Source organism: Sphingomonas sp. GlSt437, assembly GCF_048015635.2.
In the GTDB taxonomy this organism is placed as follows: Bacteria; Pseudomonadota; Alphaproteobacteria; order Sphingomonadales; family Sphingomonadaceae; genus Sphingomonas.
Genome location: NZ_JBPGYA010000001.1, coordinates 1,628,738 through 1,645,610, shown reverse-complemented (window position 1 = coordinate 1,645,610; position 16,873 = coordinate 1,628,738). Strand labels below are relative to the sequence as shown.

Genomic DNA, 16,873 nt, shown 5'->3' with positions numbered 1-16,873 from the left:
TCCGGGGGGATTGAACGATGAGCAATAACCTTGCCCAAACGCCCGAGCGCTTCGCCAATCCGCTGAAGCAGCTGAACGGCGTGCTCGCGCAGCCGGCGGTGCGCCGCAGCCTGCCGATGGTGCTGATGCTGGGCCTGATCGCGTCTGCCGCGCTCGCCTGGATGATGCTGGCGACGCCGACGCAGAAGACGCTGTTCCCCAACCTGCCCGATGCCGACAAGGCAGCGGTGACCGCGGCGCTGACCCAAGCCAATATCAAGAGCCATATCGATGCCGCGACCGGATCGCTCACCGTTGGCGAAGAGGATTATTCGCGCGCGCGCATTCTGCTCGCCGGCCAGGGCCTGCCCAAGACCGCACCCACCGGATACCAGGTGCTCGACCAGCTGCCGATGGGCGTCAGCCGCGCGGTGGAAGGCGAACGCCTGCGCCAGGCGCGCGAGACCGAGCTTGCCCAGTCGATCCAGGAAATCGACGCGGTGTCCGAAGCGCGCGTCCACTTGGCGATGCCCGAGAACACGGTGTTCGTGCGCGACAATCCCGAGCCTTCCGCCTCGGTGATCCTGAAGCTCGCGCCGGGGCGCAGCCTGTCCGACGCGCAAGTCTCCTCGATCGTCAATCTCGTCGCCTCGTCGGTGCCGGGGATGAAGCCGGACTCAGTCACCATCGTCGATCAGATGGGTGCGCTGCTGTCGCATCCCGGTGGCGGCGATGACGCCACCGCCGCCTCCGACGCGCGCATCGATTTCCAGCGCAAGATGGAAGCCAAATATCGCGAGCAGCTGACTCAGCTGCTGACGCCGCTGGTCGGTGCCGGCAATTTCTCGGCGCAAGTCCAAGCCGATGTCGATCTCGACGAAACCCAGGCAACGCGCGAAAGCTATGACAAGCAGGGCGCGCTGAAGGCCGAGCAGGGCAATTGGACCGCCGACAAGGCCGGCGCCCAACCGGGCGGCATTCCGGGTTCGCTTTCCAACCAGGCGCCGCCCGCCAGCACCATCACCGCGCCCAAGCAGGCAGCGGGAAATAGCGGCCAGCCGCAGAACGGCAACAGCACCAGTCAGCCGACCGGCGGCGCCGGCAACCCGGCGGACAGCGCCAAACAGTCGGACAGCTATGCCCGCGCGTTCGACCTCGGCAAGGAAGTGTCGGTCACCCGCGCCTCGCCCGGCAAGATCAAGCGGCTCTCCGTCGCCGTCGTGCTGCGCGATCCCGAAACCGGCCGGCCGCGCAACGCCATTGAGATCCAGCAGGTCACCGACCTTGTCCGCGCCGCCGTCGGCTATGATGCGAGCCGCAATGACCAAGTGACGGTCATCTCGCGCCGCTTCGCCGCCTCGGCAACGGGCGCGGCCGATAGCGCCAAGACAGCCTGGTACGACGCTGCCTGGGTGCCGATCGTGGCGCGCAACGTGACCGCGCTGGTGATCGCGCTCCTTGTGCTGATGCTGGGGGTGCGCCCTTTGTCCAAAGCCTTGCTGAAGCGGCGTGACGACGTGCCCGCCGCGCTGCCCGCCTTTGCCGCGCCGGCAATCGCATTCGACGAGACGAGCGGCACACCGGTGCCTGCGCCCGCGCGCCGCCCGTCGATCAGCATCGAAATGCTCGAACAGACGCGCGGCTATGACGATCGCATCGCGATGGTCCAGGGCTTCACGCGTGAAAACCCGACCCGCGCCGCGCTTGCCGTGCGCGACATGATCAAGGCGGATGCCAACTGATGGAACAGCCAGCCAAGACCTATACCGGCGTCGAACGCGCCGCCGTGCTGATGATGCTGGTCGGTGACGACGAAGCCGCCGCCATCCTGCAGAAGCTCGAACCCGACGAGGTGCGCGAGCTGGGCCGGGCGATGTTCGCGGTCGCCGACGTGACCGAAATCGAAGTGGAAAGCGTGCTCAACGATTTCGTCGGCAAGGCGCGCGATCGCACCGCGATCGGCTTTGATCCGCGCCCGAAGATCGAAAGCGTGATGACGCGCGCGCTCGGTCAGGAAAAAGCGGAGAATGTGCTGGCGCGCATCACGCCGTCGCACGATGCCTGCGAAATCGACCTGCTCGACTGGATGGACGCGAGCGACATCGCTGCGCTGGTCGAGAAGGAACATCCGCAGATCGCCGCGGTGCTGATCGCCAATCTCGATCCGGGAATCGCCGCGCAAGTGCTCGAGCTGTTGCCCGAGGCGGCGCAGCCCGAGATTGTCCACCGCATTGCGACGCTGGGGCCAGTGACGCCCGAAGCCGTCGAGACGTTGAAGAGCGTGATCGCCAGCCAGGCCGGCGGGCGGCGCGGCTCGACCGGCGTCACCATCGGCGGCACGCGTGAGGCGGCCAAGATCATGTCGTCGGCGCGCAAGGCGACCGAGCAGCGCGTGATGCCCAAGCTCGCCAAGATGGACCGTGACGTTGCGCGCGCCATCGAAGAAGCGATGTTCGTGTTCGAAAATCTGCTCGACCTGGACGACAAGAATCTGGGCACGCTCATTCGCAATATCGACGGCGATATCCTCACTCGCGCGCTGAAAGGCGTCGACGAAACGGCGCGCAACCGCTTCCTCGGCTGCATGTCGGCCCGCGCGGCCGATTCGATCCGCGACGAAATGGAAGCGCGTGGGCCCATGCGGCTGTCCGAAGTGCTCGAAGCGCAGAAGGCGATCATCCAGATCGCGCGCAACCTCGCCAAGGACGGCACGATCATGATGGGCGGCGGCGAGGACGATTATGTCTGAGTTCACTGCCGGCTTCGCGTCGCGGCTCGATGCGGCGGCGCGTGCGCTGGCGCTCTCTTACGCGCAAGCCGAGGACGGCTTCGCGCCGCGCAGCCTGAAAGCGCGCGCCGCCGGCCGGGCGCGCGCCGAGGCCGATGGCCCGGTCAGCTTCGCGCCGCAGCCGGTGGCACCGCGCTTCCGCAAGGACGACAGCGATGAGAACACCGATCGCGCGATGCACCCCGGCAGCTTCGCCGACCCAATGACGAGCGCGCGCAGCACCGGCTACAATGATGGCTTTCGTGATGGCTACGAACAAGCGCGGCTGGAGCAGCAGCGCGACGAGGCCTTGCTGGGTGATCTTGCACAAGCGCTCAACGCCGGCATCCGCGTCGATCGCGATCTGATCGCGGCGCGGCTGCGCCAGACGGTGCTGTTCCTGGTGAGCAAGCTGATCGGCGAGGCAGGCATAGAGCCTGATCTCCTCGCGCGACGCATCGGCGCGGCGGTCGATCTGGTCGCCGACAGCGCGGAAACGGTGCAGGTCCGCCTCCACCCCGACGATATCGCGCTGCTGCCCGCCGACATGCCCGCCATGGTTCAACCGCTGGCCGACGAGACGATGGCGCGCGGCGCTTTCGTGATCGATGCCGGCGGCACCATTGTCGAGGACGGTCCCGATATCTGGCTCGAGCAGCTCGCCCAGGCGATCGACCGCGTCGGCGTGCCGCCGATATGCTGAACCGTTTCGTCGCCGATTATCTGGACGGGCTGGCGGCCGCCGACTTCGCGCCCACGCCGCGCGTGGCGGGGCGGCTTGCTTCGTATGACGGCCTGCTGATGGAAGCGACCGGCCTGTCGCTGCCGGTCGGCACCGTCTGCGCAATCGGATCGGGCGCTGAACGCGTCGAGGCCGAGGTCATCGGCTTCCGCGCCGGCCGCACGCTGCTAATGAACCTGGGTGGCTCGACCGCGTTGCTGCCCAATGCACCGGTACGCCCGATCGGCCCGCCGGGCGAGGCGGAAGTCGGCCATGCGCTCCTCGGCCGGGTGATCGATGGTGCCGGCAAACCCATCGACGGAATGGGCCCGATCCGCGGCGCCGGCCGCTGGCCGCTCGCCGGCAAGGCGGGCAACCCGCTTGACCGGGGCCGCGTGCTCAAACCGATGGATGTCGGCGTCCGCGCGATCAACGGCTTGCTGACGATCGGCCAGGGTCAGCGCATTGGGATTATGGCGGGCTCCGGCGTCGGCAAATCGGTGCTGCTCGGCATGATCGTCCGCGCCGCGCAAGCCGATGTCATCGTCATCGGGCTGATCGGCGAGCGCAGCCGCGAAGTTGCCGACTTTCTTGAGACCAAGGTGGCGGGCGAAGCGCGGAAGCGCGCGGTCGTCGTCGCGGTGCCGGCCAATCACTCGCCAGTGCTGCGCATCCGGGGTGCACTCCGCGCGACCGCGATTGCCGAAGCCTTCCGCGCCGAGGGCAAGAACGTGCTGCTCATCATGGACTCGCTGACCCGTGTCGCCCATGCCGGCCGCGAGATCGGCCTGGCATTGGGCGAGCCGGCTTCCGCGCGCGGCTATCCGCCGTCAGCCATCGCGATGCTACCCAACATCATCGAGCGTGCGGGCGCCAGCGTCTCGTCGGGCGGATCGATCACCGCGATCTACACCGTGCTCGCCGATGGCGATGACGGCAACGACCCGGTCGTCGATTCGGCGCGGTCGATCCTGGACGGGCACATCGTCCTGTCGCGCCAGATGGCCGAACGGGGCGTTTATCCCGCCATCGACGTCGGCCCCTCGGTCAGCCGGGTGATGACTGACATAGCCGACAAGCCGCACCAGCTCGCCGCGCGAGTGCTGCGCCGGCATCTCGCCACCTATGAGGAAAACCGCGATCTGGTGCTGATGGGCGCCTATCGCGCCGGTGCCGATCCCGCGATCGACGCGGCGATCACCTATCATAGCGCCATCCTCGAATTCATCCGCCAGGAGCCCGACCAGATCGTCCCGATGGCCGAGTCGATTGCCGAACTGACCGGCGTGTTCGGCGATGGCTAAGGCCGATCGCTTCGGACGCGTGCTGCGCGTGCGTACGCTGCAGCTCAACCTGAAGCGCGCCGAGGAAGCGCGCGCGCTGGCCCGTGTCGAAAACGAGCGCGCGCTAAGCTCGCGCATCCGCCAATTGTCGGACGCGGTCGCGCCCGAGGAAAGCGCGACCGAGGCATTCTCCTTCATCGCGGCTGCGCATTTCCGCGAGCGGTTGCACCAATCGGCAAGCGCCGCCGACCAGCGCGTCCGCGCTGCCGAGCGCACGCTTGAAGCGGCCAGCGAAGCGACGCGCGACGCCAAGCGCGACCAGACCGCAGTCGAGAAGCTGATCGAGCGTGACGCCGCGCGCGACGCGCTCAAAGCGATCCGCGCGCTGGGAGAAGCGCCCGCCGTCCGGCGCAACCGGCACGATCCTTGCTGATCCATGCCAAAGCGGCATCGGCGCCGCGCGGGATGGGGCATGGCAACGATTTCTACCGTCACCAATACGGCATCCGCCCTGGTCGCATCGGGACCGGCGTCGGCGCCCGCAACGGCACAGACTGCGGCGCAAACTCCAGCGCAGGCAGTCGCTTCGCCGGATTTTGCGGCGTTGCTGACCGGGGCCGACATCGCCGCCAACCCTATCGCCGACCTCGCCGCGTCCACCGCCACCCCGCCGGCATCGACCGACGCATCGACCCTGCAAGGCGTTGCCGGAGACGGCAAGGATTTGCCGTCGGGCGACGATCAGGATCAAGCCGATAAGGACGCCGACCAGCAGGATCCTGCCAATGCCGCCGCGCTGATCTGGCTGGCGCTTGCGATGCCGGTGGTGGCGCCCGCTCTACCCGCCCCCGCGAACGACGTCGCGCGCTCGGCGCCGGCTGCTCCGGTTGCTACGGTTGGCGCGATTCCGGATGCTCCCAGCGCTTTAATAGCGCTTCCCGCTGACGCGCCAGCATTAACGCCAGCAGCGACCAGCCTAGCTCAACCATCACCAGCATCCGGCGCGCTCGATCTTGCGACCGTAGCGAACAACAGCAACGACGCGCCGCCCACGCCCGTCGACCCGGCATCGCCACCCAGCCCGGCCAAAGCGGATCGCGGCGACTCGGCCAAGGCCCAGGCGGCCCCGCGCGACCCCGTCATCGTCTTGGCCAATGCGCTGCGGACAAGTGCGAACGCGGCACCCCTGGCAAATCAGCCGCCGGCCGCTGCCACGCCGGCTGCAAGCGCGCCAACGCCCGTGATCCCCACCCCCGTCGCCGACAATGCCACGCCGATTGCCCGCGCAACGGACCCCGCATCCACCAGCAGCCCGACCGCGCCCAGCGCGCCGCAACCTGTCGCCAAACCCAATCCCGACGTCCAGCCGCTCACGCTCGCGAGCCTGCCCGGGGCTGCCAACGTCGCCCTTGTCGGCTCGGTGCAACCAGCGAGCCAGGCCTTTGCCGCTGCCTTGAGCGTCGCCCAGCCTGCCGCCAAGCGGTCCAACCGCGACCCCGGCTCGCTCCCTACCGCCCAGCCCTTCACCGGCATTGCCGACGCATCGGCGACTGCATCGGTCGACGCGAAACCCGCGACGGTCGACACGAGCCATACCAAATGGGTCGAGGGGATTATCGACCATATCGAGTTGCTGCGTGATGCCAGCAACGCGAGCGACACCCGCATCCGCTTGCTGCCCGATGCGCTCGGCAAGATCGACGTCGCGATCCGCAAGGACGGCGACACCATCAATGTCCGCTTCTCGTCCGATCAGGCGCCGACGCGCCAGCTGCTCGCCGATGCCCAGCCGCGCCTCGCTGAAATCGCCGCCGGTCGCGGCATCCGGCTCGGCCAGACGCTGATCGACGGCGGCGACAGCGGCGCGGCCCAGCAACAGCAGCGCGGCGCCCCGCAACAGGCGCCCCATGCGCGTCAACCCATTGCAAACGCTCCCCACGTTAAAGGGGACGACAGTGATGACACCGTCGAGACCGCCGCGATTGCCGGCTGGCTCGCCTGATTTGCGAAGGATTTTGACCAATGGCCAAGGCTCAAGTTGAAACGCCCGACGGCGAAGCGCCCAAGAAGAAGGGCAAGAAGAAGCTGCTGATGCTCGTGGGCGCGTTCGTCGTGATTGGCGGCGGCGGCGCGGGTGGCGCGCTTTATGCGATGCAGTCGGGGCTGCTCGGTGGCGGCGCGACCGTGAAAGTCGACAATGGCCCGCACCTCGTACCCAAAAGCCTGGAAAAGCGCGCGAGCGCATCCGGCGAAGGCGGCGGCGAAAGCAAAAGCGGCGGCAGCTCGAACAATGCCCCGCTCGGCACCGGCGGCGAGAAATATGCCTCCACTTATTACACGATCGACAAGGAGTTCACCTCCAACCTGCGCGACAGCGTCCATTTCATCCAGGTCGGCATCGCGGTGTCGACGCCGTACGACGAGCGCGTCATCGAAAATCTGAAGACGCATGAGATCGCCGTGCGCTCGGCGATTCTGATGGCGCTGGGCGATGCCAATGAGGACCAGGTCTTCACCAATGAAGGCAAACGCGCCCTGCAGGTCCACCTCGCCCATGCGATCAACGATGTTTTGAAGCAAAAAGAGGGATTCGGCGGGATTAGTAACGTCTACTTTACCAATTTCGTTGTTCAGTGAACGGGCATGGTTAACGGGGATTCAGACACGGACACCGATCGGCGCTCGCGCGAGCGAGCCGGGCCGCTGGTGACGCATAGCGCGGTGTTCGGCACCGCCAATCTGAATCCTTTTGGTGACCTCCACACGCTGCAGCATCTCTGCGCGCTGCTTTCGCGGCAATTGCGTGGGGTTTTCGAGCCCTTTGTCCGCCGTGAAGTGCGCGTCTGGGCCGATCCGCTCGAGGTACAGCGTTTCTCCGATTATCGTATTGAGCGTGGCGAGCGGCTGACGGCGTGGCTGCCTGTCGCGATGCGCCCGACATCGGGCCAGGCGCTGATCGTGCTCGATGGTAAGTTCGTGCTCGAAATGGTCGATCTGTTCTTCGGCGGCCCCGGCGAAGCCCCCGCCAAGATGCCGGCCGAATTCTCGCCGGCAGCCGAAGCCATGGTGAAGCGGCTCGGCATTGCGCTCACCGGCCCGCTCAAGACCGCGTGGGAGCCGATGGCGCGGATCGATTTCCAGCCCGGCCATGTCGAATCGTCCGCCGCGCTGATCGGTGACATCGACAATGACGATGCGCTCGTCATCACCCGCTTCGGCATCGCCGTCGCCGGTCGCGAGACGGCGCATTTCGACATCGCTTATCCCGTGTCCGCGCTGAAGCCTTATGCGCCTTCGCTCACCGGCAAAGTGCTCGGTCGCGGCACCGAGCCCGATCCAAGCTGGCGCAATGGCCTCACCCGCTCGGTGATGGGCGTCAAGTTCCATGTCCGCTCGGTGCTTGCCGAGCCGGAGATGTCGCTCGCCCATCTGATGGCGCTCAAGGAAGGCGACGTCATCCCGATCAACTTCGGCGACGACGTGCCGGTGATGGTCGGCCGCGACCGGCTCGGCTTCGGCACCGTCGGCACGTCCAATGGCCGCGCGGCCGTGATGCTCAACCAGATCGAACGGAAATTCGAGGAGGATTACCGATGAACGACATGACCGGGGGATTCCCCGTCGACGGGGCGCTGGCGGCGAATTTCCGCTTGCTTCAGGATGTCGACGTGAAGCTCACCGTCGAGATCGGCTCGACGTCGCTGACCTTGCGCGAGCTGCTCGCGCTAGGCGAGGCGAGCGTCATCGAGCTCGACCGCCAGGCGAACGAATTGCTCGACGTGCTGGTCAACGGCACGCTGATCGGCCGCGGCGAAGTGGTGACGGTCGGCGATCGCTTCGGCGTGCGCATGACCGAGCTCGTCAGCCCTGAAAAGCGGGCGGGCCGCGCGTGACCGAATATATCATCAAGCTCGTCATCATGCTGCCGCTCGTCTGCGGCCTGATGATTGGCTGTCTTTATCTCTGGCGGCGGCTGGAAAGCCGCCTGCCCGGCGCGCCGGCGGACCGGATGCTGCAGGTCAAGGAGACGATGATGGTCTCGACCGGCAGCCGCCTCGCCGTGCTCGAATTTCAAGGCCGCAAGCTGCTCGTCGCGGTCAGCCGCAACGGCGTGACGCTGATCGACAAGGTCGACGCGTGATGCCGGCGACCGTCCGCCGCCTGGGCACTGGCCCCAGCCTGTTCCGCGCCGCGCCCGCACCGCGCCGCACGAGCCGGACGGCCAAGATCGCCCTCGTGCTGCTCGCGATCCTGTTTGCAGTTCTCGTCGCGATGCCCGCCTTTGCGCAAACCGCGCCGGCGGTGCCCGCACCCGCCGCGCCCGGCGTCGGCGACGCCGTCGACAAGGCGCTCGGCGATCTCGGCGGTGGCAAGGCGCCGCTCGCGCTTTCCCTGCAAATCCTCATCATCATGGGGCTGCTGTCGGTTCTGCCCGGCATCCTGTTGATGATGACCAGCTTCACCCGCATCGTCATCGTGCTGGCGCTGCTCCGCCAGGCACTCGGCCTGCAGCAGACGCCGCCTAATCAGGTGCTGATCGGGCTCTCCTTGCTGCTCTCCTTCTTCGTGATGGCGCCAACGCTCGACCAGATGAACAAGACCGCGATCCAGCCCTATGCCCAAGGCAAGATCGGCGCGACCGAAATGATCAAGGATGCGGGCGAGCCGCTCCACGCCTTCATGCTCAAGCAGACGCGGATGAAGGACATCACGCTGTTCGCCGGCATCGCCAAATCGGGGCCCTATGCCAAGCCGCAGGACGTGCCGTTCTCGGTGCTGCTGCCGAGCTTCGTGACCAGCGAACTCAAGACCGCGTTCCAGATCGGTTTCCTCATCTTCCTGCCTTTCATCGTCATCGACCTGATCGTGGCATCGGTGCTGATGTCGCTGGGCATGATGATGGTCTCGCCGACGATTATTTCGCTGCCGTTCAAGCTCTTGCTGTTCGTCCTCGTCGATGGCTGGGCGCTGACAATGGGCAGTCTGGCCAGCAGTTTTGTGAGGTAGCGCAGCGATGGACGCCGATTATTTCCTGACGATCGCGCACGAGGCGCTGTGGGTGCTGGCGCTGGCCGCCGCGCCGATCCTGATCCCGGCGCTGCTCTCCGGCCTGATCCTGGGCATGGTGCAGGCGGCAACCTCGATCAACGAACAGACGCTGACCTTCGTCCCCAAGCTTGCGGTGGTGGCGATTTCGCTGCTCATTTTCGGCGGCATGATCCTGGGGCTGCTGAGCGACTTTACGATCAGCATCTTCGATCGCATTCCCGATCTGGTGAAGTGATGGATGCCGGCCGCGCTTCGACGGTGAAACCGCCGCGGCAAAGCCGCGTCGTCGGCCGGCCAGTTGCCCGCCGGCCGGGCTCGGTCGCGTGGCGCGCAGCATGCGCGCTCTCGCGGCCCGCGCCATGCTAGGCTTCGGCCTCTCGATCGAGCCGCAGCTCTGGACGCTCCTGTTCGTGATGGTGCGGATCGGCGCGGCGTTCGTCGCGGCGCCGATGTTTGGCGCGGTCGCGGTGCCAGTGCAGGTGCGCATCACGCTCTCAGGCGCGATCGCGGTGCTGGTGATGGGCGTGCAGCACATCACCCCGCCGGCGCAAGTGTTTTCGATCGTGACGTTTTTGGCGGTGGGGATGGAGGCGCTGGTCGGGCTGGCGCTCGGCTTCGTCCTGCAGATCGCCTTTGCCGCGCCTTTGGTCGCGGGCGAGCTGATCGGCAATTCGATGGGCATCGGCTTTGCATCCGCCATCGACCCGCAAAGCGGCGTCAGCTCGCAAGCGCTCGGCCAGTTCATGATGGTGCTGATGACGCTGTTGTTCCTGTCGGTGAACGGGCATCTGATGCTCGCCGACATCATCGTGAAAAGCTATCAGGCGATGCCGCCGGGCAGCGCCTGGCTCGCGCCCGAACGGCTGCGCGACATCGCCTTTTTCGGTGGCTATGCCTTTTCGGGCGGCTTGTTGCTGGCGCTGCCGGTCGGGTTTCTGCTGCTGTGCCTCAATCTCATCGTCGGCATGTTGTCGCGATCGGCGCCAGCGCTCAACCTGTTCGCGATCGGCTTGCCGGCCAGCCTCGCGGTCGGCGTCATCGCACTGGTCATCGCCTTTCCGGCAATGGGCGATTACATGCTCGTGGTCATTCGTGACGGCCTTGCCGCCACCCAACGGCTGGTGCTCAGCTGATGGCGGAGCAATTCGGCGACAAGACAGAAGCCCCCTCGCAAAAGCGCAAGGACGATGCGTTCAAGGATGGCGATATCCTGCGCAGCCGTGAATTCGCGACGGCGTTGGTGGTGCTGGCGGGGTGCGGCTGGCTGTCGCTGTTCGGCCCGTCGTTAATGGCAGCATGCAAGGCGCTGATGACCGAGAGTTTCCAGTTCGGCCGCGCCGATGTCGAGAATTTCGCGCCGATGCGGCCGCTGGCGGCGGCCGGATGGCGTCTGGCGCCGTCGCTCGGTGCGTTGGCCATCGTTTCGGTGGCCGCGGCGGTCTTGAGCCAGGGCGGGCTGGGGTCGATCAGCTTCAATGGCGGGCTGCTCCAGCCCAAATTCCAGCGGATCAATCCCGCTTCGGGGATGAAGCGCATCTTTGGCCTTAATGGTTGGACGGAGCTCGGCAAATCCTTGCTCAAGGTCGCGCTGCTGGGCTCGATCGGCGCTTATATGCTGTGGTGGGCGGGCAAGCAGTCGATCGGCCTTGCCGCCGGCGATGTCGATGGCGCGGTCGGCTCGCTGGGCTCGATGCTGAGCGGCATTCTGTTCGCGATGGCGCTGGGCCTGGTCATCATCGCCGGCATCGACGTGCCGATCCAACTGTTCCAGCGCTTCCGCCGCTTGCGCATGACCAAGCAGGAAGTGAAGGACGAGCGCAAGGAAGCCGACGGCAATCCCGAGGTGAAAGCGCAGATTCGCCAGCGCCAGCAGGCAATGGCGCGGCGCAATGTGAAGAAGGCAGTCGAAAGCGCGCATGTCGTGCTCACCAACCCGACGCACTTCGCGGTCGCGCTACGCTATGATCGGGGCACCGATCAAGTGCCCGTCGTGGTCGCCAAGGGGCGCGGCGTCACTGCGCTCGCGATCCGCGAAGTGGCAGCGGAAAACAAGGTGCCGACGCTCGAATATCCGATGCTCGCCCGCGCGCTTTACTACACCACGCGCGAAAATCAGGAGATCCGCGACGATCTCTATATGCCGATCGCGACCGTGCTCGCCTTTGTCTTCGGCCTCAATGCGCGCGCTGGCGGCAAGCAGCCCGACGTGCCGGTACCGCCGACCGCGCGGTTCGACGAAAACGGCGTGAAAATCGCAGAAAACGCCTAAAATCGGCGGCGTTCCGGTCGTTCCTGATTGGTAGGGGGCGTGTACCGCGAGAACAGCCATGACGACGACGAGCAGCACCACATCATCGCTGAGCAACGCCCAGTCGGTCCTGACCGCGCTGAATGCCGGCTCCGGCATCGATTATAACGCGATCGTCACCCAATTGGTCGCCGCCGAGTTCGGCCCGCAGACGCAGACCCTGCAGGACCGCAGCGCCAAGCTCGATACTCAGATTTCCGCGGTCGGCACGCTCAAGAGCAACCTCAACGATTTCTACAGCAGCCTGTCGCAGCTCGTCTCCGGCGGTACGCTCGCCACGCAGCCGACCAGCTCGGATTCGACGATCGTCAAGGCGAGCGTCATCCCCGGCCAAAGCGCATCGGGCCTCGCCTCCTCGGTTGAGGTGCGCCAGCTTGCCCAGGCGCAAGTGGCGACCACGGGCGTTGTCGCCGATCCCACCGCCGCAGTCGGCACCGGCAAGCTGACGCTGCAGCTTGGCACGGCGACTTATGCGAACGGCGCGATCACCGGTTTTACCGCTGGCAGCAGCGCGCCGGTGTCGATCACGATCGACTCGACGAATAATAGCCTGCAGGGCATCGCCAAGGCGATCAACGCCGCCAATGCCGGTGTGACCGCGACGATCCTGACCGATTCGAGCGGCGCGCGCCTCTCGCTCAAGGGCAAGACCGGCGAAGCGCAGGCATTTACACTGACCGCGACCGAGGATGCCTCGGCGCCCGGCCTTGCCGCGCTCAACATCGGCGTCGGCGCGACCGGCACGACGATCGGCTCGGCCGCGCAGGATGCGGTTGTCGCGGTGGACGGCGTGCCGCTCAAGCGCTCGACCAACTCGATCAGCGACCTCGTGCCCGGGGTTAAGCTCGATCTGGTTTCGGCCAAGCCCGGCACCATCGTGTCGCTAGGCGCCTCGACGCCGACCGACGCGCTCTCTCAGGCGATCAACAATTTCGTGTCGGCCTATAACTCCCTGCAGAATGTGCTGAAGGGCGATCTCGATGCTAAGACGGGCACGCTGTTCGGCGATCCTGCGGCGACATCGCTCGCTACCTCGCTGCGCGGGCTGACACTCACCAAGCTCTCGACCAGCGCCAGCGGGCCGACGACGCTCACGGAAATCGGCGTCGCGACCAATCGCGACGGCACATTGACGGTCAATGCCGATCAGCTGAAAGCGGCGATCACCAACTCGCCTGATGCGGTCGAAGCGCTGTTCGCCAACGGCACGGGCGCTACGGGCGGCGGCATATCCGCCGCGTTCAAGGCGATCCTCGATAATGCGACCAGCACGACCTACGGCCTGGGCGCGAGCGAGACCAATTACAACAACGCCAAAACTCGCATCAGTGATCAGCTCAGCGCTGTCTCGACCCGGCAGGACGCCGAGACGACGCGGCTGACCCAGCAATTCTCCAACCTGTCGTCGCAGCTTGCCTCGTACAAATCGACGCAATCATTCCTCACCCAGCAAATCGCTGCGTGGAACAGCAAGCAGAACTGATGGTCCATTACGCAACGACGCTGGGCCGCGACCCGGAGGCGATGTACCGCCAGATCGACCTTGCCGGCCGCACCGCCGAGGCCGATCCGGGCAAGCTCGTCAGCCTGCTCTACGAAGAGCTCGATCGAGCGCTGCGCGCGCTGGCCTGGGCAACCGAGCATCGCCAATTCACGGTGAAAAGCGAGAAAGCGACGCGCGCCATTGCGGTGCTGTTCGCGCTCGAAGCCGGGCTCGATTTCGACAAGGGCGGCGACCTCGCCCGCACGCTGAGCCGCGTCTATGCCGGCGCGCGGCGCGAGATCGTCGATGCAAGCCTGGGGCAGGATGCCGCCCCGTTCCTGGCAGTGGCGGATCGCATGGCCGAAATCGCCACCGCGTGGAACCAGATTGCGGGGCGCGCTTAACCCCTATTCCCGCTCGGGCACCGGCACGTTGAAACCGTTGAGCGTCATCGACACGAGACAATAGAGCCCGACGAGATAGATCAACTCGTTGGCACCGTGCTGACCGAAGGTGTCGACGGCGAGGCGGTAGCAGGGCTCGGGCAGCACACCGCCATTGACCAGCGCGAACGCCGCATCATAGGCGACGCTTTCCTGCGGATCGAGATCGCGCGGCTTGATGTTGGCGCACAGCTCCGACAAGCGCTGCGCCGACATCTTCTCGCGCTCGGCGACCGCGATATGCGCGTAGATTTCGTACGCTGAGTCAAAATGCGCGCCGGTGACGAGGATGGCGATCTGCCGCGCGGTATCGGGCAAGGTCGCTTGCATCGACATCGCTTTGGTCAAGTCCCACACCGCCTTGCCGATCACCGGCTCGTGCAGCCAGGGATTCCACGGGCCGATCAGCGCGCCATTGTCGGCAACCGTCTTGAAGTCATTGAAGTTGCTGGCGATACCGGCCTTCATATCCTCGTAGAGCGGCTTCTGCGCGTCGGTGAGTTGCGCGGGGTCGATGAGCGGCAAGCGCATGGGCTGGTCTCCGTCAAGCTACTAATCGTGTTGCAATGCAAAATGACAGGCGAATGCGAAAGTTGCGCGACACGCGCGCAATCCGGTTCCAAAGACTTATCGTCATCCCCGCATAGGCGGGGATCCATTGGCGCTGAGCGAGGCGAGTCTCGCCAGTGCCACCAAGAATGGATTCCCGCCTTCGCGGGAATGACGGATGCATCTGGTTAAGACAGACTCTAAAGGCTGCTGATGCTTCGTCGCCTGGTCCTCACCGATTTTCGCAACCATGCCGATGCGGTGATCGCGCCGGGCGATGGCTTTGTCGTGCTGACCGGCGACAATGGCGCGGGCAAGACCAACATCCTTGAAGCTGTATCGCTGCTCGCGCCCGGCCGAGGCTTGCGCCGAGCGAGCTTGGGCGAAATGGCGCGGCAAGGCGGGGCCGGCGGCTTTGCGGTCGCGGCCGAGCTAGGCGACGACGTTCAGCTCTCGACTGGCACGCGCGCCGATGCACCCGAGCGGCGGATCGTCCGCATCCAGGGCGCGACGGCCGCCGCAACCGCGCTCGCCGAATGGTTGACGGTGCTGTGGCTGACCCCGGCGATGGACCGGCTGTTCGTCGAGCCCGCCAGCGAAAGGCGGCGCTTTCTCGATCGGCTGACGCTGGCGCTCGATCCGGCGCATGCGGTCCACACCAATCGCTACGATGCGGCGATGCGCGCGCGAACCCGGCTGCTGACCGAAACGGAGGCGCCTGACGCCGATTGGCTCGCCGCGCTCGAAGCGCAGATGGCGCAGCATGGCGCGGCGATCGATGCCGCGCGTCGGGCAGCCGTGGCGGCGTTGGGCGCGCGACTGGCCGACCAGCCGCCCGGCATCTTCGCGCGCGCCGGCCTGGCGATCGAGGGCTGGGCCGGTGACGCGCCTTCGCTCGCTACCGATCTGCGCCAGAGCCGCGCGCGTGATGCAGCGGCCGGGCGCGCGCTGGCCGGGCCGCATCGCCACGACTTGATCATCACGCATCTCGACAAGGCGCAAGCGGCGGCGTTGTGCTCGACGGGGGAGCAGAAAGCACTGCTGCTCGGCATCATCCTCGCCCATGCCGGGCTCGTCGCCGATCGGACCGGGCGGCCGCCGGTTCTGCTGCTCGACGAAGTCGCCGCGCATCTCGATCCCGCCCGGCGCGCGGCACTGTTCGATCAGCTCGCCAGCCGCGGCCAGGTCTGGCTGACCGGGACCGAAGCTGCGCTGTTCGATGCCGTGCCGGGGGAAGCAACCCGGCTTACCTTGGCTGATGGGAGGATCGACGCATGAAGGCCGATGTGAGGCGCGAGGCGCTGCTGGCGCGGCTGGTCGATCATGTGCTGGAGCATGGCATCGGCAGCGCCAGCCTGCGCCCGCTCGCGCTGGCAGCCGGGACCAGCGACCGCATGCTGATCTATTATTTCGAGGACAAGGCCGGACTGATCGCCGCCATCCTGACGACGGGCGCCGCGCGCATGGCGGCGATGCTCGACGCGCTTGCCGGGCCGGAGCGGCGCGACGAAGCGACGCTCGCCACCCTGCTCCACCAGCAAGTGCTGGGCGAGCGTTTCTGGCCGTTCATGCAGCTCTGGCTGGAAATTGCGGCGCTGGCTGCTCGCGGCGATACGGCGTGCAAGGCAACGGGCGAAGCGATCGGGCGCGGCTTTGTCGACTGGATCGATGCGCGGTTGGCGATCGACGACGCCGATGCGCGGCGTGCTACCGCCGAGCGATTGCTCGCCGAGTTGGATGCACGCGCGCTGCTGACGGCCTTGGGACTAAGCGACATTGCCGCGCGGCTGGCACGCTGACCGGCGTTGCGCGCGCCGTTCCATCGCCATGCCCAGCGCCAAAGCAACCGCAACGCCCCAAAGCAGCGCCCCTGCCGCCGCGCGGGCCTGCGCCGGGTCGGTCGCATAAATCCAGGGCGCAAAGCCGATGACGATGCCGTCGATGAACAGCGCGGTCATCGACATGACCGTCACGGCGTAGAGCGTCCGATCGATCGGCAAGCGCGCGGCACGGCGCCCCAGTCGCACGGCCGGCACGGTGAGCAGCACGATCAGCGCATAAGCAAGCCAGTGCCAGCCATCGCCGGCGAGCCATCCCGCCGCGGTCAGCGCACGCAGCAGGACGACGCCGAGCGCCCAGAAGAGGACGCCAAGCGGCACAAGAACAGCGAACGCGCCATTCGCGCGGCCGATTTGGGGTTTTGATTGGGCAGACAGGTCCATCGATCGGGCTCCATTATGTAGCGAGTGCTACATAGCAGCATCGATGCGCCGCTGCCAGCCCATTTTGCT

The 16,873-nt window shown here is 66.4% G+C and carries 20 protein-coding genes; 18 read left to right on the top strand and 2 right to left on the bottom strand.

Annotated elements, in window-relative coordinates:
- The first annotated feature begins 17 nt into the window (after positions 1-17).
- The 16 genes from fliF to ACLB0R_RS08045 all read left to right on the top strand — a co-directional run bounded on the left by fliF (position 18) and on the right by ACLB0R_RS08045 (position 13,994).
- The gene (fliF, locus tag ACLB0R_RS08120) at positions 18-1,721 is read left to right on the top strand and encodes a flagellar basal-body MS-ring/collar protein FliF (protein WP_416642761.1); all 1,704 of its coding nucleotides are present in this window, start codon (positions 18-20) and stop codon (positions 1,719-1,721) included.
- Positions 1,721-2,728 (top strand): flagellar motor switch protein FliG, encoded by a 1,008-nt coding sequence (gene fliG / locus ACLB0R_RS08115; protein WP_416642760.1) that lies wholly within the window; start codon positions 1,721-1,723, stop codon positions 2,726-2,728. Before fliF ends, fliG begins: the two co-directional genes overlap by 1 nt.
- The gene (locus ACLB0R_RS08110) at positions 2,721-3,449 is read left to right on the top strand and encodes a flagellar biosynthesis protein FliH (RefSeq protein WP_416642759.1); all 729 of its coding nucleotides are present in this window, start codon (positions 2,721-2,723) and stop codon (positions 3,447-3,449) included. Before fliG ends, ACLB0R_RS08110 begins: the two co-directional genes overlap by 8 nt.
- Complete coding sequence (locus tag ACLB0R_RS08105; RefSeq protein WP_416642758.1) at positions 3,443-4,771, top strand: FliI/YscN family ATPase; 1,329 nt, start codon at positions 3,443-3,445, stop codon at positions 4,769-4,771. The genes ACLB0R_RS08110 and ACLB0R_RS08105 overlap by 7 nt, the downstream gene beginning before the upstream one ends.
- Positions 4,764-5,183 (top strand): hypothetical protein, encoded by a 420-nt coding sequence (locus ACLB0R_RS08100; protein ID WP_416642757.1) that lies wholly within the window; start codon positions 4,764-4,766, stop codon positions 5,181-5,183. Before ACLB0R_RS08105 ends, ACLB0R_RS08100 begins: the two co-directional genes overlap by 8 nt.
- 39 nt (positions 5,184-5,222) lie before the next feature.
- On the top strand, positions 5,223-6,752 hold the full coding sequence (locus tag ACLB0R_RS08095; RefSeq protein WP_416642756.1) for a flagellar hook-length control protein FliK: 1,530 nt from the start codon (positions 5,223-5,225) through the stop codon (positions 6,750-6,752).
- Between the two features lie 20 nt (positions 6,753-6,772).
- The gene (locus tag ACLB0R_RS08090) at positions 6,773-7,387 is read left to right on the top strand and encodes a flagellar basal body-associated FliL family protein (protein WP_416642755.1); all 615 of its coding nucleotides are present in this window, start codon (positions 6,773-6,775) and stop codon (positions 7,385-7,387) included.
- Positions 7,388-7,393: 6 nt separating this feature from the next.
- Positions 7,394-8,347, top strand: a complete 954-nt coding sequence (locus tag ACLB0R_RS08085) for a flagellar motor switch protein FliM (RefSeq protein ID WP_416642754.1) — start codon at positions 7,394-7,396, stop codon at positions 8,345-8,347.
- Entirely contained in the window at positions 8,344-8,643 is a 300-nt protein-coding gene (gene fliN, locus ACLB0R_RS08080) for a flagellar motor switch protein FliN (RefSeq protein ID WP_416642753.1), read from the top strand. Before ACLB0R_RS08085 ends, fliN begins: the two co-directional genes overlap by 4 nt.
- Positions 8,640-8,891: a flagellar biosynthetic protein FliO gene (locus tag ACLB0R_RS08075; RefSeq protein ID WP_416642752.1), complete on the top strand. Its 252-nt coding sequence runs from the start codon at positions 8,640-8,642 to the stop codon at positions 8,889-8,891. Before fliN ends, ACLB0R_RS08075 begins: the two co-directional genes overlap by 4 nt.
- Complete coding sequence (gene fliP / locus ACLB0R_RS08070) at positions 8,891-9,757, top strand: flagellar type III secretion system pore protein FliP (RefSeq protein ID WP_416642751.1); 867 nt, start codon at positions 8,891-8,893, stop codon at positions 9,755-9,757. The genes ACLB0R_RS08075 and fliP overlap by 1 nt, the downstream gene beginning before the upstream one ends.
- A 7-nt stretch (positions 9,758-9,764) precedes the next feature.
- A complete protein-coding gene (gene fliQ / locus ACLB0R_RS08065) occupies positions 9,765-10,034 on the top strand; it encodes a flagellar biosynthesis protein FliQ (RefSeq protein ID WP_416642750.1) in 270 nt (89 codons plus the stop codon).
- Between the two features lie 100 nt (positions 10,035-10,134).
- Entirely contained in the window at positions 10,135-10,932 is a 798-nt protein-coding gene (gene fliR, locus ACLB0R_RS08060) for a flagellar biosynthetic protein FliR (protein WP_416642749.1), read from the top strand.
- The gene (locus tag ACLB0R_RS08055; protein WP_416642748.1) at positions 10,932-12,068 is read left to right on the top strand and encodes an EscU/YscU/HrcU family type III secretion system export apparatus switch protein; all 1,137 of its coding nucleotides are present in this window, start codon (positions 10,932-10,934) and stop codon (positions 12,066-12,068) included. The genes fliR and ACLB0R_RS08055 overlap by 1 nt, the downstream gene beginning before the upstream one ends.
- 58 nt (positions 12,069-12,126) lie before the next feature.
- Entirely contained in the window at positions 12,127-13,590 is a 1,464-nt protein-coding gene (gene fliD / locus ACLB0R_RS08050; protein ID WP_416642747.1) for a flagellar filament capping protein FliD, read from the top strand.
- Entirely contained in the window at positions 13,590-13,994 is a 405-nt protein-coding gene (locus ACLB0R_RS08045) for a flagellar protein FliS (protein WP_416642746.1), read from the top strand. Before fliD ends, ACLB0R_RS08045 begins: the two co-directional genes overlap by 1 nt.
- A gap of 3 nt (positions 13,995-13,997) precedes the next feature.
- On the opposite strand, the gene ACLB0R_RS08040 is transcribed toward ACLB0R_RS08045, so the two are convergent.
- Positions 13,998-14,564, bottom strand: a complete 567-nt coding sequence (locus tag ACLB0R_RS08040; RefSeq protein ID WP_416642745.1) for a carboxymuconolactone decarboxylase family protein — start codon at positions 14,562-14,564, stop codon at positions 13,998-14,000.
- Positions 14,565-14,795: 231 nt separating this feature from the next.
- Between ACLB0R_RS08040 and recF the strand changes: the two genes are divergently transcribed.
- Positions 14,796-15,860 (top strand): DNA replication/repair protein RecF, encoded by a 1,065-nt coding sequence (gene recF / locus ACLB0R_RS08035; protein WP_416642744.1) that lies wholly within the window; start codon positions 14,796-14,798, stop codon positions 15,858-15,860.
- Positions 15,857-16,381: a TetR/AcrR family transcriptional regulator gene (locus ACLB0R_RS08030; RefSeq protein ID WP_416642743.1), complete on the top strand. Its 525-nt coding sequence runs from the start codon at positions 15,857-15,859 to the stop codon at positions 16,379-16,381. Before recF ends, ACLB0R_RS08030 begins: the two co-directional genes overlap by 4 nt.
- Here ACLB0R_RS08030 and ACLB0R_RS08025 read toward each other — a convergent pair.
- Positions 16,349-16,804, bottom strand: coding sequence for a hypothetical protein (locus tag ACLB0R_RS08025; RefSeq protein ID WP_416642742.1), 456 nt, complete (start codon positions 16,802-16,804; stop codon positions 16,349-16,351). The genes ACLB0R_RS08030 and ACLB0R_RS08025 overlap by 33 nt on opposite strands.
- Between the last annotated feature and the right edge of the window lie 69 nt (positions 16,805-16,873).